Origin of the sequence: Caballeronia sp. LZ043, assembly GCF_031451075.1 — a bacterium.
Taxonomy (GTDB): Bacteria; Pseudomonadota; Gammaproteobacteria; order Burkholderiales; family Burkholderiaceae; genus Caballeronia.
This window is the reverse complement of record NZ_JARUXT010000003.1, coordinates 415,820-435,706: the sequence shown is the minus strand read 5'-3', so window position 1 is coordinate 435,706 and position 19,887 is coordinate 415,820. Positions and strand designations below refer to the sequence as shown.

The following is a 19,887-nucleotide window of genomic DNA, read 5'->3' as shown; positions in this document are numbered from 1 at the left end:
CGTTATGACCGTCTGAGAAAGTTGGGAAGGAATTGCCCGGCGCCCAGCGCCGAGCGGAGGGACGCACGGCCGCCTGCCGACTGTGCGTCGCGCGCGGCCGCCTCGCCCGGTGCTTCACCGTGCAGGCGCGCCACCAGCGGCGCGAGCGCGCGGACATACGGATCGCGTTCGGCGCACTCGGCCAGCAGCCGGCCCTGGTTCACCGCGCGTCCGAGCGCCTGGGCCCGCTCCGGGAGCACCGCGACGAGCGGCAGGTCGAGACGCTCGGCCAGCTGGTCGGCGCCGAAGTTGAGCGCGGCGTCGAACTTGTTGACGACGAGGCCGAGTGGTTTGGCTTCGTCCGGCTCGCTTTCATCGCCCGCGCGCAAGGCGTCGAGCAAGGCGACCGCCGAAACCGCCGAGGCGACATTCGGATCGCACACGAGCCAGACTTCGTCGGCGGCACGCACGGCCTGCCCGACGAATTCGAGGTTCGAGAAGCCGCCCAGATCGACGATCTGCTGATCGAAATACGCGCGCAGGCGGTTCAGCGTGCTCGTCGCGGAGGCGAAGGAAATCGCGCGCATCTCGCCAAGATCGGCAGGCAGCGCGGTCAGCGCCAGCCCGCTCGGATGACGCGCGAAGGCGGTGTTCACGAAGGTCTCGTCGAAGCGGCGCAGGTTGCGCACGGCATCGACGAAATGCAGTTCGCTGCGGGTGTCGAGCAGCAAGGCGCTGTCCGCCGCGGGCAGGCCGAGGTCGAGCAGCGCCGTGGTGCGCTGCGCCGCCGCCGCGCGTTTTTGCAGGCTCACCGCCAGGTTCGCCGCGAGCGTGCTCACGCCCACGCCAATGCGCGCGCCGAGCAGCACCGTGAGCTTGCCCTGGCGGCTGACCGGCTCGTTGCGCGGAGCCGGCCGTTCGGCCAGCAGACGCCGCGCGATCGCGAGGACGTCGGCGGGCGCGCCGCTCACGTCGGCGAAATCGCGCACGCCCGCCCGCAGCGCCGCGAGCGCCGGGGCCGGCGTCGCCAGCGTGCCCAGCGCGACGATCGGCACGGCCGGATACATGTCGCGCGCCGCGTGCGCCAGCAGGCTCGCTTGCGTGGCGTCGCCGCTCGCGCCGAAGTCGATGAAGACGACGCCCGGCGCCCGCTCGCCGATGCGCCCAGTCAGTCCGGCCACGTCCCACGGCGCGGCTTCCACCGGGCCCGCGCCCGCCAGCGCGCGTTGCAGCCAGTCGAGCCGCGCGCTGTCGGGGCTCGCGCACAGGAAGCGCGCCGGCAGCGCGGAAGCTTCGACGGGCGTCATCGCGAGAATCCCGGCGCGGCTTCGGCAGACAATGCGCCGCCGATGAACGAGCGCCATACCGGCCCGTCGCGGCGCTCGGACTGCTCGCCGGGCGTCGCGGGCAACGGGGCGTTGCGGGCGATCGGCGCGACCAGATGCGGCGTCACGATGATCACCAGTTCGCGGTCCTGCTGCGAGTACTGCAAGGTCTTGAAGAACGCGCCGATGATCGGCAGGTCGCCGAGCAGCGGCACCTTGTTGACGTTCGAGGCCGTCTCGCGATCCACCAGCCCGCCGATCACGAAGCTCTCGCCGTCGCCGAGTTCGACCGCCGTTTCCGCGCGGCGCGTGGTGAGCGCGGGCACCGAGACGCCGTCGATGGTGATCGCATGCGCGAAGTCGAGCTGGCTCGCCTCGGGCGCCACCTTCAGCGCGATGCGCTCCGGGCCGAGCACGGTCGGCGTCAGCGAAAGGCCGATGCCATATGGCTTGTAGACGATCGTCGTCGTGCCGAGCGACTGCGGCACCGGCACCGGAATCTCGCCGCCCGCGAGGAAGCTCGCGCTTTGTCCCGAGAGCGCCACCAGCGTCGGCTGCGCCAGCACGCGCGCCAGATTGTTGCCTTCCAGCAAGCTTAGGTTGGCGAACAATCCGCGCGAGGTCGAATTGAGCAGCAGGTTGAATGCGGAACCGATCGGCGAGGTGGCCGTGACGGCGAGCGGACTGGTCGCGCCGCCCGACACGTTGCTGAGCGCGCTCGGCGCGAAGGTGCCGAACGCGAAACCCGCGTGATTCTGCGAGAACAGGTTGAAGCCGGCTTCCTTGAGCACCGACTTGCTGAACTCGACCACCTTGACGTCCACCTGCACGACGCTGCGGGTCGCGATGGTCGAGGCATCGACGACCGCGCCGTCCTTGCCCACCGACGCGCGCGCCGCCGCCGCCGCGCGCTGATGCTTGCCGACGCTCGGCGTGCTGCCGGTCAGCACCGCCGTCTTGCCGAGCACGCGGACTTGCGGCGCGTCGCTTTCGGCGAGCGCGGCGCCTGCGCCGGAGGCCACGTCGACCGTATAGGAGAGCGGCGTCCCGCTGCCGCGCTGCCACAGCATCAGGCTGGTCGAGCCCGCCGCCTTGCCGACGAGCAGCACGCCGCCGCCCTTCAGCACGTTCACGTCGGCGACGGCGGGGTCGCCGATCGCCACGCGCGTCACCGTCTTGCCGGGCGCGAGCGACATCTGCGCGCCCGTCGACAGCGCAATGACCTGGCCGCGCGAGGGCGACGCCGTCGTAGCCGCTGTTTCCCCCGCCGCCGTCTGCACGGTGCCGCCGCATACCACGACCACCCAGCCGAGGAGCGCCGCCCGTTTCCATCCCGTCGATTTCTTCATGCCTTCGTCTTGCTGGTTTCTTGTCATCGTGATTCGCCGCGCTGTCCGCGTTCCGTTCTCGCCCTGACTGTCAGTACGCGACCTGCTCCGCCCGGCCGCCGCGTATCACTTCGATGCCATCACCCGTCGCCGCGCGCGGCGCGCGTGCGACACGTACCGGTTCCGCCGCGCGACTCGCGGTGCGTGCGCCCGCCAGCGTGCCGAGCGAGAGGCCGGCGGCGGCGCGCGCGGCGCCGTCGTCGGGCTTCGCGGCGGCGAACAGCGGTGCGAACGCGTGCGGCGGCGGCGCTTCGGGATCGGCGGAATTGCGCAGCGCGAGCACCAGACGGCCGGCGTTTTCCGCGAGCGTCAGCGCATCGACATCGGCGGTGCGGACCGAGAGCACCGCGGTGCGCGGACTGCCCGCACGCAGCGCGGAATCCTTCGCTTCCTTGCCGCCCGCGCGGCCGATCGACGCGTCGCCCACGCCCAGCACGCGCACCTTCGACAGGAGCAGGCGCGCCTGCGTCGAGCCGATCTCCACATCACCCGATGCGCCTTCGCGTTTCAGCGTGAAGAAGACGTCGACGTAATCGCCCGGCCGCACGAAATTGCCGACCGCATTGGTCTCGTCGATGCGCACGGCCACCGCGCGCTCGCCGGGCGCGACGACGTCCGCGAGGCCGCTCGAGAGCGTGTCGGCGGTGAGCGGCGCGCCCTTCGGCACGGCGACGAGCGGCACGCGGCCGACGATCGCGGACGCATCGCCGAAAGTGCCCGGCGCGGGTTCGGCCTGCATGCGCACGGTCAGGGCGTCGGCGTCGAGCGGCTTGCCCGCGGCCAGATCGCGCGTGGCGATCACGACCGGCGCGAGCCGTTGCGGCGTGGCGAGCGCGGCGGGCTGCGCCGGCGTCCGGTCACGCTCGGGGGAAGGCGCCGGATGGCGCGCGAGCATCACGGCGAAGATGCCGAGAATGACCGCGACCGAAAACAGCAGGATGGCAAGCGTGCGAGTGAGATTGGCCATGGTGTCAGGGCGAGTGGACCGGCAGGCGCGTGCTCATAGCACGTTGTCCGGATCGAGTTGAACCATCGCGCGCGCCACGAGCGAGTCGGGCAGCGCAAGGCCGAAGAGCGGCAGCGTCGGCACCAGCGGACGCTGCGCGTATTGATAGTCGAGCGTCACCTGGATGCAACGCATCGAGGTGTCATAGGTACACGGGGCCGGCGTCGCGGTGCAGTCGGCCAGTCCGGCGAGCCAGTTCGTCAGGCCCTTCGCGGCCGTGCAGGCAGCGGTGCTGCGCAGCGCGAGGGAGTCATCGACGGTTGCCGCGCCGTCCTGGAAACGCAGTGCGGCGCGTGCGCCCTCCTCGGCCGCGAGCGTCAGCGACTGCTGCGCGACGAAGATCAGGCTGTAGGTGACGATCGCGTAGAACACCACGAAGAACAGCGGGAACACGATCGCGAATTCGATTGCCATGTTGCCGCGTTCGGCGCGGCGGCTGGATCTGCCGGTTTGACGTGCGGGCGTCATGAGGGCACTCCGGCGGCATGCAGCGCGAGATGACAGAGCGCGGCCACCGCGAGCAGCGCGCCGTACGGCGTGCTGTTGCGCCGCCGTTCGGCGAGCGTCATGCCGGTGGACAACTCGTCCAGCGCAACCGTAGTGCGGCGGCGCGCGAACAGCAGCAGCGCATGCAGCGCGGCGCACAGGCTGGCCGCCACCCAGACGCCGAGCAGCGCGTGCGGCCCGCACCAGGCGCCGAGCACCGCGAACGTCTTGACGTCGGCGGCGCCCATCATGCCGAGCAGCCAGAACGGCAGCAGCGCGGCGAAGCCTGCGCCGAGTCCGATCAGCCCGGCGCCGGGCGGCGTTTCGAACGGCGACAGGCGGGCCGCCGCGAGCGCCAGCGCGCACGCGGCGCCCGCCAGAACGAGCGCATTGGGGATGGAACGGCGTCGCCAGTCGCACATGGCAACGGCGCACGCCCACCCCGTGAATAATGCTGATCCGATCGAGAACATGTCGAAAACAAATCCGCCGGCAAACGAATACCGTCATCCGGATTAATCCGGATGTTTTTATATTCCAAAACCGCAAGGCGATAAACATCCTCGCGCTGGCGTGAGCCAGCGCGAGAAGAACATTAAACGCACATGCAGTCTTGCCGTATAACGGCGAAAAGCCGGTTTCTCTCAGGTTCCGGTTTTCGACAGTTCTGTCTTGATTGCCTGGAAGGTACTTTTCAACTGGTCCGCGACATCACCGACCGCCGCCATGATGCCCAGCGCAAGCACGCCGGCAATCAGTCCGTATTCAATGGCGGTAATTCCCCGACTGTCGCGAAGAAACTGCAGGAAGGTTGCTTTCATTATTAATGGCCCTCGGATGGGTTTGCTTCTCTCTGGCCGCATCTACCATCCGGTTCTGCTGCACCCTAAGTGTCAGCCCCCGAAAGGCGATCCAACTCTGTTTTGTATTGCGCTCTCGTCTACACGTCTGGCGCCTCGCGGCGAGCATTTCGTGTGACGTGTCGCTGAGAGGATTTATAACGCATGGCCATCCCAAAATCAATAATCGTCTGACCCAACTTTGTTCAATTTTTGCTTGGCTTCGCTTGATAGCATGCCTTTCGAACTTCCATTAAGTAAGCGCGACGATTGCTGGTGTCCAAACAAGAATTAAATTCCGGCTGCATGGATTGAGTGGCTGATATATGACAAGTGCGGGTTGACAGGATTGTCTCGTGTAACCCTCCAATCCGTTACGCGAGCCGTTTCTCGTAACGTTACGTTTCCCCGAAACACTTCAAATGGTGCAACGCGTCATCACACGAGAATCATTCTCGACAACCCCCGCAAGTGCTTGAAGCGATTGGCGCTGCGTAAGCCCGCCGTCGAATCGGGATCGCGCTGTCCGTGCGATGGCACACCTAATGCAGTTATTCGCCCGCGGTTCGTTCAAACAACATATCGAGGGCCAACATGAATACGAGACACATCGGACGCGAAACCCTGCGGATCACCATCATCGCGGCAGCGGTTGCGGGCGTGCTGTCGCTCGCGGCTTGCGGCGGATCGGGGTCCGTGAGCAAGGCGCCGGGCGGCGCGGGAAGCATCTCCACGGGCGATGCCGGGGGCACCGGCGGCGGTGCGGGTGGAACCGGCAGCGGTTCGGGCGGCGGGTCCGGAACGGGCTCGGGCGGAGGTTCGGGGACCACCACCGGCAGCAATGGCGGCGGTGGAAGCGGTGGGGGGAGCGGCGGCGGCACGGGCGGCGGTGGAACCGGTGGCGGCACCGGCGGCGGCACGGGCAGTACGCCGGTCCAGCCGGTCGCGGCTGTCGTCGATAAAACAGGCAACGTGGTGTCCGCGGCAGGCGACACGGTCACGGGCATCGGGACGGCAATCGGCTCGACGACCGCGCCGGGCGTCAGCCCGGGCACCACGAAAGCCGCGGGCGACGTCGTATCGAACGTGGGCGGCGCTGTCTCCACGCTGGGCGACGGCGTGTCGGCCGGCCTCGGCACCATCGGCACCAGCACCAATCCTGTGGGCACCACCGTCGCCAGCGTGGGCGGGGTCGTCCAGAAGACGGGTGACGCGGTGTCGAGCGCGGGCACGCTGGTGTCGAGTCTCGGCACCGGCGCGCTCTCCCCGCTCGCCCCGGTGACGACGCCGGTGGGCAGCATCGTCGGCATCGTCGGCAACGCGGTCCATCAGACCGGCGGCGTGCTCGATACCACGCTCACCAGCGCGCCGGTCACGCAGCTCACGCAGACGGTCAGCCAGGCCATCACGCCGATCACCTCGGTCGTCGGCACGACGACGCAGACGGTCGGCTCGGTGACCGGCCTCGGTGCGCCCGTCAACAATCTCCTGACGACCCTCGGCGGTACGCTCGACAACGCCGGCAAGAGCGTCACGGGCACCGGCGCGAATCCGGTCACGGCCGGCGTCGGCAACCTGGTTTCGGCGACGGGACAAACGGTGTCGTCGGTGGGCGGCCTCGTCAACGGCGGCTCGACGGCCAATCCGCTCGCGCCGGTCACCGGTCTGCTCGGCGGCCTGACGGGCGCAGCAGGGGGCACCGGTACGGGCGCGGGCGGCGTGCTTGCACCGGTCACTGGCCTGGTCGGCGGTTTAACGGGCGCGGCGGGCGGAACGGGCTCGGGCGCGGGCGGTGTGCTCGCACCGGTCACGGGTCTGGTCGGCGGCCTGACGGGCGCGGCCGGTGGCACGGGCAGCGGCGCAGGCGCAGGCGGCGTGCTCGCACCGGTCACGGGTCTGGTCGGCGGCGTCACCGGCGCGCTGGCGGGCGCCACGGGAACCGGCGCGGGATCGACCGGCAGCGGCGCCGGCAGCGCAGGTCTGCTCGCACCCGTCACCGGACTGGTCGGCGCATTGACCGGCGCACCGGCCAGCACCGCCGGATCGCCCGGCAATGCAGGCGTGCTCGGCTCGGTGACGACGATCACCGGTGCAGCCGTCGGCGTGACCGTCGCGAGCACGCAAACCTCTACCTCCGCTGGCGCAGGCGCGGGAGCAGGAATCGCAACCACCACCGGCAACACCAGCGGCAGCACCGCCATCAACGGCGGCCTGCTGGGCACGGTGGGCGCCGTGGTAGGCGGCGTGTTGGGAGGCACGCGGCGCTAAACCGGCGCGCGGCAGGGGAGCGCGGTCCACGAAACCTGCGCTTCCCTGCTCTCTGCGTGAAATTGCAAGACACGCAAGACACGCAGCACCCATAACGACACACGACGAAGAACGCGGCGTCATCCGAACGCACGACGTTCTCGCAACCAACCGAGGGCAACACGATGAAGATCCGTGACTGGACACGGGCGCTCATGCTCGCCGCACTGACGGCGCCCATGGCACACCCCGCGCAGGCGCAGACCGCGCCCGCACCCCGAGCCAGCGTCGGCGGCAATCCGCTCGATGCCCTGCCGCAAGTCAACACGCCGCCCAAGGCGCCCGTCGCGGTGAATGTCGCGCCGCCTGCGCCCGCGCTCGAAGCGCTCCTCGCCCATCACCTCACGCCGTCCAGGGTCGAGATCGAAGGCGTCAAGTCGCTGCCCTTCGAACCGATCGCCGCGCGCTTCACGCCGTTCGTCGGCAAGGACGTGACCGTCGGCCAGCTGATCGAGGCCGCCAACGGCATCACCGCGATGTACAAGGAACACGGCTACGCGCTCTCCTTCGCGTTCATCCCGGCGCAGGCGTTCCAGGACGGCGTCGTGCGCGTGACGGTGGTCGAGGGCTATATCGCGAAGGTCATCGTGAAGGGCAATCCGGGCGCCGCCGGGAAGCGCATCCGCGCCGTGGCCGAACGCCTGGAGGCGGACCGGCCGCTCACGCAGGCGAAGTTCGAACGTTACGTCAACGTGCTCGGGATGATTCCGGGCGTGAAGGCGAAGGTGAACGTCGCGCCGCCGCAAACCACCGACGGCGCGACGGCGCTCGAACTCGACGTCGAACGCAAGCCGTTCAACGTCAGCACGGGCATCGACTTCAATCATCCGGGCGTGCAGGGCATCCTGAGCGCGACCGAGAACGGCATGCTCGGGCTCGGCGAATCGCTGACGGCGTCCGCGCTGCTGCCGAAAGGCCGCGACGACCAGACCTACTACGCGCTGAATGGCACGCTGCCGGTGGGCACCGACGGCTTCACCGCCAAGATCGATGCCTCGCACTATCACGGCCATCCGGTCGACAACCCTGGCTTGCCGTCCTATATCGAACGCACGGTGGTCAACGACAAGCTCGCGTTCTCCGGCGTCTATCCGTTCATGCTGAGCAACGCGCGCAGTCTGATCGGCACGGCGACGGTGTACGCCTCGCATGACGAGGACCGCCTCAAGAACACGATCGTGCCCGGCAATCCGTATCTGGCCAATCGCTCGCAGGTCCGGGTCGCGCAGTTGCAGCTCGATTACACCGGCATCAGCGAAGGCGTTGTGCGCCGCGCGAGCTTCAATGTCGCGAAGGCCTTCGACGTGCTCGGGGCATCGAAGAGCGCAGACACGAACATCGCCGGCTACGCGCCCGTCAATCCGGTCTCGCTGACCTTCGTGCGCACCGGCGCCAGCGTCTCGCAAAGCAACGAATGGCCGTGGAAGATCGGCACGGTGCTGTCCGCGACCGGACAATACTCGCCCGATTCCCTGCCGACTTCGGAACAGGTGTCATTCGGCGCGCAGCGTTTCGCGCTGGGCTATCAGCCGGGAGAGGTGTCGGGGGATTCGGGCTGGGGAGCGTCGTTCGAAGTGAACCGGCCGCTGGAGGTCGGCATGACGTACTTGAAGAGCTTCACGCCGTACGTGGCGTTCGATGCCGCGCGCGTCTACCTGCATGGCGGCACGGCGAATCCGCGCAGATTGTCTTCGGTGGGAATCGGCTTTCGCGTGTCCGATGCGAAGCACTACAGCATCGATTTGTCGGTGGCGAAGGCGGTCGGCGATGCGCCCGTCGAGAACACGTCACGCAGCCCGCGCGTGAATGCAACCTTGTCGTATCAACTGGATTGACGCGCGGGGCGAGCCCGCGCGTGCAGCACTGAAATTACGGCGCCGAAGCCGGTGCGGGCTGGCCGGCCTTCTTCGCGTTGATCTTCGCCTGCGCGTTCTGCAGGTTCTGCGGATAGTTGGTCTGCTCGCCGGACGGGTTGTAGCCGTTCTGCTCCAGCTGCTTCAGTTCGGCGTTCTTCTTCGCGCGCGCCTGCTTGCGCTCCGCTTTCCTGACCTGCTTCGGCGTGGAAGCCGCGGAATCCTGCGCCAGCGCGGGCGCGGCGGGCAAGGTCAGGAGCGCGGCGACGGACAAAGCGATGACAGCCAACGGTGCGGTGCGTTTGTTCATGATCGGTCTTCTCCGGAAGGGATGGCGACGGGTGGACTTGCTGGCATCGCAACAGCAATAGACGGGCCACATCCCCGCCACCCCTCGCGCCGCTTCAGCGATCGACGATCCGGCTCAGATTCCCGCGCACGCGCTGGAGCAGCATGACAAGCTGCTCGCTTTCCTTGCGGGTGAATCCCGCGAGCGCCTCGGCGGTGATTTCGTCGCCGACGCGCCGCGCGCTGTCGAGCGCTTTCTCCGCCTTCGCGGTCATGCGCACCTGACGTTCACGGCGATCGTCGGGATTGAGCAGCCGTTCGATCCAGCCGCCCTCTTCCATGCGATCGAGCAGCCGTCCGGCGGAAATCGGCGCGACTTCGAGCAAGCCGGCCAGACGTGCCTGATTGACCTCGCCGTAATGCGAGAGATAGGCGAGCACGCGGCATTGCGCGCGCGTGAGATTGAGCGACGACTTCGCGAGTTCGTCGAAACGGTTGCCGCACAGGCGGTCCACGTCCGCGACCAGGAAGCCGAAGCGTTTGTCGAGTTGGGTTTCCATCGCGCGATTATAGGGAACAGACGGCCTCCCGCGCATCCACCGTTTATGTCCGCATTGGCGCGCGGCAGCCGTCGTCTTATAATAAGCGTGCTTATCATCACCCTGATTACAATCTACACTCTGCCGTCACGCGCGGCCGCCTCCATGTCCTCCGAAGCATCAACAGCAAGCGCCGCGGCGCCTCTCAACCGCGGCATGCTGACCGTCTCGATCATGCTCGCCACGCTGATCCAGACGCTCGACAGCACCATCGCCAACGTGGCGCTGCCGCACATGCAGGGCGCGCTGTCGGCGTCGCAGGACGAGATTACGTGGGTGCTGACCTCGTATATTGTCGCGGCCGCCATCGCCACGCCGCTGACGGGCTGGCTCTCCGACCAGCTCAGCGTGAAGAAGCTGCTGTGCATCTCCATTGCCGGCTTCACGGTGGCGTCGGCCTTGTGCGGGCTGTCGGAAACGCTGGCGCAGATCGTCGCGTCGCGGCTGTTGCAGGGCGTGTTCGGGGCGTCGCTGGTGCCGCTGTCGCAATCCATCCTGCTCGACATCAATCCGCGCGAGAAACAAGGCCAGGCCATGGCCGTGTGGGGCATGGGCGTGATGGTCGGCCCGATTCTCGGCCCGACGCTCGGCGGCTGGCTCACCGACAGCTACAACTGGCGCTGGGTGTTCTTCATCAACGTACCGATCGGCGCGTTCGCGCTGTTCGGTGTGACGACGTTCCTGCCGGCCCAGGTTGCGCGCCGCGCGGTGAAGTTCGACGCCTTCGGCTTCGCGACCCTGGGCTTGGCGATCGGCGCTTTCCAGGCGATGCTGGACCGCGGCGAGCAGCTCGACTGGTTCGGCTCGATGGAAATCCGCATCGAGGCCATTCTCGCCGCGTTGAGCTTCGTGTTCTTCATTGCGCACACGGCGACGGCCGGCCCGCGCTCCTTCTTCAAGTACAAGCTGTTGAAGGATGGCAATTTCGCGACCGGCACGCTGTTCATTTTCGTGATCGGCGCGGTGATGTACGCGACCCGCGCGCTGCTGCCGCCGATGCTGCAAAACCTGATGAACTATCCGGTCGCGACCACGGGCCTCGTCACGGCGCCGAGCGGCGCGGGCACCATGCTGGCGATGCTGATGGCGGGCCGGCTGCTCAAACACGTCGATGCACGCGTGCTGCTGCTTTCGGGCTTCCTGGTGTCGGCGTATGCGCTGTGGCAGATGATGCACTACACGATCGTGCTGTCGGCGTCGGATATCGTGTGGCCCGGTGTGATCCAGGGCTTCGGGCTGGGGCTGGTGTTCGTGCCGCTGTCGGCGCTGACCTTCTCGACACTGGCGCCGGAACTGCGCGCCGACGGCACCGCCACTTACAGCCTGGCGCGCAATATCGGCAGCAGTATCGGTATTTCGATCGTGCAGACGCTGATGACGCGCAACACGCAGATCGCGCACGCGGACCTGGCTGCGCATGTCACGCCGTTCAATCCGGCGATGCAGTCCATCCTGAACGGCTCGATGCAGGACATGGCGATGCTCAACCAGACCATTACCCAGCAGGCGACGATGATCGCCTATATCAACGACTTCAAGCTGATGTTCGTCGCGACGCTGCTGGTCGTACCGCTCTTGTTGCTGATCCGGCCCGCCAAAAACGGCACGGCCGACGACAACATCGCGCACGCGGCGATGGACTGAGCGCAGCCACCGTCAGCGGCGCCTCAGACGCTGACCGTGCGTTTTTCGAGCATCCCGCCGAACGCCTCGGCCGACAGGGGCATGGCGAGCAGAAAGCCCTGCATTTCGTCGCACGCCATGTCCTGCAGCCGGTTCAGTTGCGAACCCGTCTCGACGCCCTCCGCCACCACGTCCATGTCCAGCGAATGCGCGAGCGCGATGATCGCCGAGACGATCGCGCGGCCTTCCTGGCCGTTCTCGTCGAGCCCGTTGGTGAAGAAGCGGTCGATCTTCAACTGCTTGGCGCGGAAGCGTTGCAGATAGGCAAGACTCGAATAACCGGTGCCGAAATCATCGATGGCGATCTCGATGCCGTTCTCCTGGAACGCGCGGATCATCTCGATGGTCCGCGGCGCGTCCTGCATCGCCACCGTTTCGGTGATCTCGAACATGATCTGTTCGCTCGGCACGCCCTCTTCGCGCACGATCCGCATGACGTTTTCGACGAGATCTGCCTCGTGCATCTGCCGCGGCGACAGGTTGATCGCCACCTTGACCGGCGGGCGGCCCTCCGCGCGCCAGCGCGACAAGTGCCGGCAGGTCTCGCGCACCACCCAGTAACCGATCTGCACGATCTGCCCCGAGCGCTCGGCGATCGGAATGAATTCGAGCGGCGTCAGTGTGCCGATCTGCGGATGGTCGAGGCGGATCAACGCCTCCGCGCCCGCCAGGTCGCCGCTCTTGCCGTGGAATTTCGGCTGGAACAGCAGGTAGAAATGCCCGCCGCTCAACGCCTCGTGCAGCGCCTGCTGGATCTGCAGCGTGCGCACGGCCGCCTCGTTCATGCTCGCCTCGAAGAAGCGATAGGTGCTGCGTCCGCCGCGCTTCGCCTCGTACATCGCGATGTCGGCGTGCTTGAGGAGCGCCTCCACGCTGTCGCCGTCCTGCGGATACAGCGCGATGCCGATGCTTGGCATCACCTGCAACGGATGGCTCGACACCATCAGCCCCTGTTTCATCGTGTCCAGAATGCGCTCGGACATTTTCTCGGCGTCGGTGGGCGCGTTCAGGTTTTCCAGCATCACGACGAACTCGTCGCCGCCCAGACGCGCAACCGTATCGCCGCCGCGCACGCATTCCTGCAAACGGCGCGCGAACGCCTTCAGCACTTCGTCGCCGATCGTATGGCCGAGCGAATCGTTGATGGTCTTGAAGCCGTCGAGGTCCATGAAGAGGATCGCGAAGCGGCTGCGTTGCTGCGTCGCATGGCGGATCGCCCGTTCGATGCGCTCGTTCATCGTGCGGCGGTTGGGCAGATCCGTGAGCGTGTCGAAGGTGGCCATGCGGACGATCTGGCCGTTCAGCCGCGACACCGAGCCGGCCAGCAAGGCGGTGCGCGCGTCGAAGCGCGACAGTACCAGCGTGATGATGAGGATCGCAAACGTGAACAGCGCGACGGTGGTGGCGAGCCAGTGCGCATCGACATCGTTGGCCGCGCCGCAGATGGAGCCCGGCACGAATTCCGCCGCCGCGTTTCCGGTGTAGTGCATGCCGCAGATGGCGATGCCCATCACGACCGCCGACCCGACGCGCTTCGCCATCATGTTGCGCAGGTTCGCGGCCGAGAGCGTGTGCGCGATCCACAGCGCCGCGCCCGACGCCACCACGGCGATGACGATTGACGCCGCATACAGCACCGGATCGTAGGTGATGGCCGGCTGCATGCGCATGGCGGCGTCGCCGGTGTAGTGCATGGCGGCGATGCCGGCGCCCATCAGCAGGCTGCTCGCGACGAGCCGTCGGGCCGTGAGGCGCTTGCCCGTGATCACATGCAGCGCGAAGAACGACACCAGCACCGCGATGCCGAGCGATCCGGCGGTGATCTTGAGGTCATAGCCGAGTGGAATTGGCAGCTGGAAGGCCAGCACGCCGATGAAATGCATCGACCAGATGCCGATGCCCATGGAAGCGGCGCCGCCGGCCAGCCAGATTTGCCGCCCGCGCGACTGCGCGAGGTTGGCGATGCGTGCCGAAATGTCGAGTGCGGTAAATGAAGCAAGCGTCGCGACCACCAGCGATGCCGCGACCAGCCAGAGATTGTAGGTGCCGTGCATGTTCGCCAATGGACCGAAGACTCGTTTGAGTGAGCGTCTTATCGGCTTCCGGAATCCGACCTTTAGGGTCGCCAACGGAATTTTTCGCAAGGCACTTCACGCAAACGTTAGAGCTGCGGATCGAGCAGCGCGACGACGCGCTCGAGCAGCTTTTCGGTCAGCGGGCGGCGCCGCCAGTCGTCCAGCGTAATGCGTTTCGCGTGCGTCACGTCGTCGTCGAAAATCGCGGTCTGGCGGCGCGCGAAATCGCGGTCGTAAATGTTGAGGTTGGCCTCGTCGTTCAGCTTGAAGGAGCGGCTGTCGAAGTTGGTCGAGCCGACCGACACCAGATACTCGTCGACCACGATCAGCTTGCAATGGAACATCGTCGGCTGATATTCGAACATCTCGACGCCCGCCGCCAGCAGGTCGCCCCAGCAGGCGCGCGACGCTTCCCGCACCGTATGCGTGTCGATGCGCTTGCCCGGCGTGATGATGCGCACCCGCACGCCGCGCTTCGCCGCCTCGACGATGGCGTTGATCGTCAGCTTGTCCGGCACGAAATACGCGCTGGACAGATGGATGGAGTGCGTCGCGGCGGTGATCGCCATCAGATACATGAGCTGCATGTCGTCGCTGCCGCCCGAGGGCGAGCTGCTAAACATGTGCGCGAGGCCGTCGCCTGCCGCGTCGATCTCCGGAAAATAGCGCGGACCGTGCAGGACATTGCCGGTCGCCTTGATCCAGTTGTCCATGAAGACTGCCTGCATCTGGCCGACCGCCGGGCCTTCGACCCAGAAATGCGTGTCGCGCCAGTGCTTTTCGTCCTGCGCGTGTCCGGTCCACTCGTCGGCGATGCCCACGCCGCCGGTGAAACCGATGCGTCCGTCGATCACCAGCAGCTTGCGATGCGTACGGTCGTTCATGCGGCCGAGGCCGGTCCAGTGCGGCTTGTGATACTGGATGACCTCGGCGCCGGCGTCGCGCAGCATGTGCAGATAGCGCTTGTCCATCTTCGACGAACCCACCCAGTCGAGCAGCACATGTACCGAGACGCCCGATCGCGCCTTCTCCGAGAGCGTCTGGGCGAACTCCTCGCCGATTCCGCCTGACCAGTAGATGAAGGTCTCGAAGGTAATCGTGTCGCGGGCGGCGCGGATGGCGTCCAGCATCTTCGGGAAGATCTGGTCGCCGTTCAGGAGCACCTCGAAGCGGTTGCCGCCAATGACGGGCGGCCCGAGCAGCAGGCCCATCGAGCGGAGGAACTGCGGGTCGTCGCTGGCGTACTCGCGCTCTATCTTGTGTTCGATCTTCTTCTCGCCACTCGAAAGATTGGCGATGAGGAGCACGACGATCAGCGTCACTACGACAGTCAGAACAATCACGGCAAGCGTCGGCATACGCGGGCCTCGCGAAACGAACATGCGTCCGGAATGTCGATGGAAGCAGTTTTCGGGCCGCGTGCGGGTGTTTTTACCTGCTCAGCTCTTCGCGGACATCCAGCCCTGCGACTGGCCGAGTTTCTGGATCTGCTTCGCGATGGCGTCCGCGAGACGTTTTTCGTCCGACGAGACGTCCGCATGCTTCTTTTCCGAGACCGCGTGCAAGCCGCCCGACACGGCCAGCGAACTGGCCACGTGCCCCGCCGCCGCGCCGACGCCGGCCATTTCCGCCATGCCCGGCGCGTGGCCGCTGTCGGCATTGGCGTCGAATTGTTCCAGCACTTGCGGTACACCGTAGGCCGGCTTGAGCACCAGTTGCACCGTCGCGCCGACGCGGCTCTCGCCCGCCCCCAGGCCGATCACCATGCGGCGGCGGCGATTGCCCGCATCGATCGTATTGAAACTGCCTTCGATCATCAGCACGTTCTGGCCGTCGGGCGGCGGGACGTCGGCGCGAATGGCGCGCAGGCCCATCGACTGGAGCTTCGCGACGATCTCGTTCGCCACGTCCTCGCGGGCAGCGACCGCGTCCTGCGCTTGCTTGTCGGCCTGTGAATCGCCGGACATCGCCGCGCCGAGCTTCGACAGCATGCCGTGATTGTCGAGCTTGACGTCGCTGGCATCGCTGGCGAACGGGTAGACGTAGAGGGTATCGGGACGCAGCGTCTGCACGGACGCGCTCGTCGTCTGAGCGTATGCGCCGGACGCGTTCGCGGCCTGCGCGGGGTTGTCGGCACAGCCTGCCAGCAGCGCCGTACCGACGACCAGTGCGGCGAGGGTTTTGCTGAAGAAGGCGTTGATCGGGTTGAACATGATGTGGCTCCGGAAGTGTGGATTCGTTGACGGTTCGTATCGCGCGACGAGGATGCGGCGGTCTTGCTGCTGTCCTGATCCGTGATGTCATCTGTGCGTGATACGGCGTGGGTTCCGTTGCTGTTCTACGTCCCGCAGGGTGTTCCGGTCACGCAGGCGCAACTATGGACGATGCCTTTTCATGCCGCCATCGAGCATTTATGTCGTGCGGTTTCATCCGCCGCGAAGGCCCGCGCAGCAAGGCTTTCAGGCCAGTCAAAAGATGCAGCGCGGGACAGGGCTCATGCAGATTCGGCGGGCTTCTGGTTTACTGCCGGTCACGTCATCACTTCGCATCGCGCGCCGCGCGATGCATTCCGTCACACCTGTTCAAGGAGAGAAAGATGGATCTCAAGATCGCCAACAAGCTCGCGCTCGTGTCCGGATCGACAAAAGGCATCGGGCACGCCATCGCGGTGGCGCTCGCGCGCGAGGGCGCCCGCGTGATCGTGAACGGCCGCTCGCAAGCTTCCGTCGATGCCGCGCTCACCAAACTGCGCGAGCAGGTTCCGGATGCACAGGCCGAAGGCTTCGCCGGCGACGTCTCCGACGCCGCCCAGGTCGATACGCTGGTTGCGCGCTTTCCGCATGTCGACATTCTCGTGAACAACATGGGCATCTTCGATCCGAAGCCCTTCGAGGACATCAGCGACGACGAATGGCTGCGCTTTCTCAACGCCAACGTGATGTCCGGCGTGCGCCTGTCACGCGCCTATCTTCCGAAGATGAAGGAGAAGAACTGGGGCCGCGTGGTGTTCATCAGCAGCGAGAGCGGCGTGCAGATTCCCGTCGAGATGATTCATTACGGCGTGACCAAGACCGCGCAGATCGCGCTGGCGCGCGGGCTGGCGGAAACCTGCGCGGGCACCGGCGTCACGGTCAATTCGGTGCTGCCGGGTCCGACGAGTTCGGAAGGCGTGACGGAATTCGTCGAGAAGCTGTCGGGCGGGAAGAGCTTCCACGAGTTCGAAACGCAGTTCTTCGAGGAAGCCCGGCCAACTTCGATCCTCAAGCGTTTCATCACGCCCGAGGAGATCGCCAACATGGTGGCCTATGTGTGTTCCGAACTTTCGGCGGCAACCAACGGCGCAGCCTTGCGTGCCGATGGCGGCGTGATCCGCGCGGCGTTCTGACGGCTAGCCGCCGCTGAGGCGGCGCGCCTCTTCGAGTGCTTCGACGATGGCCGCGACAGTGCGCTCGCGCGCGGCCTCATCATTCTGGCGCAGCGCGTAGGACGGGTGATAGGTCGCGACGACCTGTCGATCCTTGTACATCACCACGCGGCCGATATGCGCCGAGAGCGTCGCGCGGCGGCCGAACAGCGCCGCCAGCGCCGTCGCACCGAGCGTGACGATGACCGGCGCGCCCACATCGTGCAGTTCCTGTTCGAGCCAGTAAGAACACGCGTCGACTTCCTGCTGCGCGGGCGTCTTGTGCAGACGCCGCTTGCCGCGCGGCTCCCATTTGAAGTGCTTCACCGCGTTGGTCAGGTACACCTGCTCGCGCGGAACGCCGGCGCGCCGCATGGCTTCGTCGAGCAATTGTCCGGCCGGGCCGACGAACGGCTCGCCTTTCAGGTCTTCCTGATCGCCGGGCTGTTCGCCGAGCAGCATGATGCGCGCGCCCGACGGTCCCGCGCCCGGCACCGCCTGCGTCGCGTGCCGCCAGAGATCGCAGCGGCGGCAGCTATCGAGCGACGTGGGCGCGTCGCGTTCGGGCTGGGCTTCGTGGGCGTCGACCTGCACGGCCTTGCCGCCGAGCGCGCCCACGCTCGACGCCTGCGCAACGCGGCGCGCGCCGCCACGTGCCGCGCTGACCATCTGCGGGATCAGCGCGCCCTCCGGCAGCCCTTTCCAGAAGCGCACCGGCATATGCTGTTCGAGCGCCGACTCGTTCAGCCGCGCGGGGTTGAAGATGCTGCGGTAATAGGTCATCCAGAGGCCTTCGGCGGCGTCGGGCGTGTCGACCGCATGTTCCGACGCCAGCGCGCGGCGGCGTTCGAGTTGCAGGCGCGCGCCGTCGAACATCGCGGCGCCGTCCGGCGTTGCGATCAGCCAGGTCGAGCGGCCCATGCGCGCCGCGAAATGCTCGGCGCCCCAGGCGAGGACGTCGTGATCCGGCTCGTACCACGCGACGTATTCGGGCGCGCCGAGCGCCGCATCGCGCTGGCGGAACCGCACGTACGCGATCATGTCGTGCTGGGCGCGCCGCACCGCCTTGGCCATCTTGTAGAGGCGCGCGCCGTCTTCATCGGCGGCGGAGGCCGCAGAGCGGTCGCCTTGCGCCCAGCGCCACAATACCCGGTAGAGGAAGCTCCAGCGACGCTCATCGCGGAAATGCGCGGCGTCCTTCAGCAGCGCCGACAACTCCCGCGACACGCGGATCCGTGGCGCATCCGGTGCATCCTGTTGAGGAGCGGCTTCGTTGAACAGCGCCGGTTCGGCCTGCGCCGTGCGCCAGTCGATCGACTCAGGCGCGAGGCCCTGCGCGAGCGCATCGAGCGCGGCGGTGCGCCAGGCATCGAAATCGTCGTCGATGGAGATGATGCGCATCAGATCAGCATCAGATCAATGAGAGCTGTACCGGTCCGGTCGCAAGCGCTCGCCGCAAGTTCTCCGACGGCGTGTCCGCCAGCGGCGGCTTGTAGTCGGCCGTCACGACGAACGGCTTCACCTTGTCCATCGCGCAGCGCAGCCGGACGAGGTCGTCGTAGCGCACTCGCCGCGCGCGCCGCAATTCGACGATGCGCTTCGCATTGCGCATGCCGATGCCCGGCACACGCGCGATCATCCGCGCCGGCGCAGCGTTCAGATCGACCGGAAAGCGTTCGCGATGGGCGAGCGCCCAGGCAAGTTTCGGATCGACGTCGAGCGGCAGGTTGCCGGCATCGCCGAGCAGTTCGGCCGCGTTGAAGCCATAGCCGCGCATCAGGAAATCCGCTTGATAGAGGCGGTGTTCGCGCAGCAGCGGCGGCGCCTTCGACGGCACGCCCGACGGACTGTCCGGAATCGGGCTGAACGCGGAGTAGTACACGCGCTTCAGCTGATAGGAACCATAGAGCGTTTCGGCGGTGCCGAGGATGGTGCGGTCATCGGTTTCATCGGCGCCGACGATCATTTGCGTGCTCTGCCCCGCCGGCGCAAAACGCGGCGCGCGCGGCTCCGCTTCCGACTCCTCGCGAGCGACGCGAATGTTGCCCATGGCGAGCTTGATGGTGCGGCCGCTTTTTTCGGGCGCGAGGCGTTCAAGGCTGATTTCCGTCGGCAACTCGATGTTCACGCTCAGACGATCGGCATAGCGGCCGGCCAGCGCGATGAGTTCCGGATCGGCGTCGGGGATGGTCTTCAGATGGATATAGCCGCGAAAGTGATGTTTCTCGCGCAGCGATTTCGCGACCTGCACGAGCTGGTCCATTGTGTAGTTCGACGAGCGGATCACGCCGGAACTGAGAAACAGCCCGTCGATGTAATTGCGGCGGTAGAAGTCCAGCGTGAGGTTCACGACTTCGTCGGGCGTGAAGCGCGCGCGCGGCACGTTGCTGGAACGGCGGTTGACGCAGTACTGGCAGTCGTACAGACAGAAGTTGGTCAGCAGAATCTTGAGCAGCGAGACACAGCGCCCGTCCGGCGTGAAGCTGTGGCAGATGCCGGAGCCAGTGCTGGCGCCGAGGCCGTCGATGCCGCGCGATTCACGCTTGGGCGCCCCGCCGCTCGCACACGACGCGTCGTACTTGGCGGCGTCGGCGAGTATTTCGAGCTTTTCGGAGAGTTCCATCTTGAGGGCGATACTGTGTTTATATACAGTATC

The 19,887-nt window shown here is 66.7% G+C and carries 17 protein-coding genes; 4 read left to right on the top strand and 13 right to left on the bottom strand.

Annotated elements, in window-relative coordinates:
- Positions 1-2: 2 nt before the first annotated feature.
- The 6 genes from QCE64_RS22150 to QCE64_RS22125 form a co-directional block, all read right to left on the bottom strand.
- Positions 3-1,286 (bottom strand): fimbrial protein, encoded by a 1,284-nt coding sequence (locus QCE64_RS22150; protein ID WP_310006274.1) that lies wholly within the window; start codon positions 1,284-1,286, stop codon positions 3-5.
- Positions 1,283-2,653 carry a type II and III secretion system protein family protein gene (locus tag QCE64_RS22145; RefSeq protein ID WP_310006272.1) on the bottom strand — a complete coding sequence of 457 codons (1,371 nt, stop codon included), beginning with the start codon at positions 2,651-2,653 and terminating at the stop codon, positions 1,283-1,285. The genes QCE64_RS22150 and QCE64_RS22145 overlap by 4 nt, the downstream gene beginning before the upstream one ends.
- A 70-nt stretch (positions 2,654-2,723) precedes the next feature.
- Positions 2,724-3,659: a Flp pilus assembly protein CpaB gene (gene cpaB, locus QCE64_RS22140; RefSeq protein WP_310006269.1), complete on the bottom strand. Its 936-nt coding sequence runs from the start codon at positions 3,657-3,659 to the stop codon at positions 2,724-2,726.
- 33 nt (positions 3,660-3,692) lie between these two features.
- Entirely contained in the window at positions 3,693-4,166 is a 474-nt protein-coding gene (locus QCE64_RS22135) for a pilus assembly protein (protein ID WP_309923584.1), read from the bottom strand.
- Positions 4,163-4,657 (bottom strand): prepilin peptidase, encoded by a 495-nt coding sequence (locus tag QCE64_RS22130; RefSeq protein ID WP_310006267.1) that lies wholly within the window; start codon positions 4,655-4,657, stop codon positions 4,163-4,165. Before QCE64_RS22130 ends, QCE64_RS22135 begins: the two co-directional genes overlap by 4 nt.
- A 171-nt stretch (positions 4,658-4,828) precedes the next feature.
- Positions 4,829-5,005, bottom strand: coding sequence for a Flp family type IVb pilin (locus QCE64_RS22125; RefSeq protein ID WP_309815697.1), 177 nt, complete (start codon positions 5,003-5,005; stop codon positions 4,829-4,831).
- Positions 5,006-5,617: 612 nt separating this feature from the next.
- On the opposite strand from QCE64_RS22125, the gene QCE64_RS22120 reads away from it, so the two are divergent.
- Together QCE64_RS22120 and QCE64_RS22115 are read left to right on the top strand one after the other, a co-directional pair.
- Positions 5,618-7,291 carry a collagen-like triple helix repeat-containing protein gene (locus QCE64_RS22120; protein ID WP_310006265.1) on the top strand — a complete coding sequence of 558 codons (1,674 nt, stop codon included), beginning with the start codon at positions 5,618-5,620 and terminating at the stop codon, positions 7,289-7,291.
- A gap of 164 nt (positions 7,292-7,455) precedes the next feature.
- Positions 7,456-9,165, top strand: a complete 1,710-nt coding sequence (locus QCE64_RS22115; RefSeq protein ID WP_310006263.1) for a POTRA domain-containing protein — start codon at positions 7,456-7,458, stop codon at positions 9,163-9,165.
- Between the two features lie 34 nt (positions 9,166-9,199).
- On the opposite strand, the gene QCE64_RS22110 is transcribed toward QCE64_RS22115, so the two are convergent.
- Positions 9,200-9,493: a DUF4148 domain-containing protein gene (locus QCE64_RS22110; RefSeq protein ID WP_309923574.1), complete on the bottom strand. Its 294-nt coding sequence runs from the start codon at positions 9,491-9,493 to the stop codon at positions 9,200-9,202.
- 94 nt (positions 9,494-9,587) lie between these two features.
- Positions 9,588-10,031, bottom strand: a complete 444-nt coding sequence (locus QCE64_RS22105) for a MarR family transcriptional regulator (protein ID WP_309923573.1) — start codon at positions 10,029-10,031, stop codon at positions 9,588-9,590.
- Between the two features lie 144 nt (positions 10,032-10,175).
- Here QCE64_RS22105 and QCE64_RS22100 point away from each other — a divergent pair, with 144 nt between their 5' ends.
- A complete protein-coding gene (locus QCE64_RS22100) occupies positions 10,176-11,714 on the top strand; it encodes a DHA2 family efflux MFS transporter permease subunit (protein WP_310006261.1) in 1,539 nt (512 codons plus the stop codon).
- 23 nt (positions 11,715-11,737) lie between these two features.
- Here QCE64_RS22100 and QCE64_RS22095 read toward each other — a convergent pair whose 3' ends face one another.
- The 3 genes from QCE64_RS22095 to QCE64_RS22085 all read right to left on the bottom strand — a co-directional run bounded on the left by QCE64_RS22095 (position 11,738) and on the right by QCE64_RS22085 (position 16,041).
- Positions 11,738-13,807 (bottom strand): EAL domain-containing protein, encoded by a 2,070-nt coding sequence (locus QCE64_RS22095; protein WP_309934170.1) that lies wholly within the window; start codon positions 13,805-13,807, stop codon positions 11,738-11,740.
- A gap of 107 nt (positions 13,808-13,914) precedes the next feature.
- Positions 13,915-15,186 carry a cardiolipin synthase gene (cls, locus tag QCE64_RS22090; protein ID WP_309923569.1) on the bottom strand — a complete coding sequence of 424 codons (1,272 nt, stop codon included), beginning with the start codon at positions 15,184-15,186 and terminating at the stop codon, positions 13,915-13,917.
- An 81-nt stretch (positions 15,187-15,267) separates the two neighbouring features.
- A complete protein-coding gene (locus tag QCE64_RS22085; RefSeq protein WP_310006259.1) occupies positions 15,268-16,041 on the bottom strand; it encodes a DUF4410 domain-containing protein in 774 nt (257 codons plus the stop codon).
- 383 nt (positions 16,042-16,424) lie between these two features.
- Between QCE64_RS22085 and QCE64_RS22080 the strand changes: the two genes are divergently transcribed.
- Positions 16,425-17,213 (top strand): SDR family oxidoreductase, encoded by a 789-nt coding sequence (locus QCE64_RS22080; RefSeq protein WP_309923565.1) that lies wholly within the window; start codon positions 16,425-16,427, stop codon positions 17,211-17,213.
- Positions 17,214-17,216: 3 nt separating this feature from the next.
- On the opposite strand, the gene QCE64_RS22075 is transcribed toward QCE64_RS22080, so the two are convergent.
- Together QCE64_RS22075 and QCE64_RS22070 are read right to left on the bottom strand one after the other, a co-directional pair.
- The gene (locus QCE64_RS22075; RefSeq protein ID WP_310006257.1) at positions 17,217-18,632 is read right to left on the bottom strand and encodes a UdgX family uracil-DNA binding protein; all 1,416 of its coding nucleotides are present in this window, start codon (positions 18,630-18,632) and stop codon (positions 17,217-17,219) included.
- Positions 18,633-18,642: 10 nt separating this feature from the next.
- Positions 18,643-19,854, bottom strand: coding sequence for a putative DNA modification/repair radical SAM protein (locus QCE64_RS22070; protein WP_310006255.1), 1,212 nt, complete (start codon positions 19,852-19,854; stop codon positions 18,643-18,645).
- Positions 19,855-19,887 lie beyond the last annotated feature (33 nt).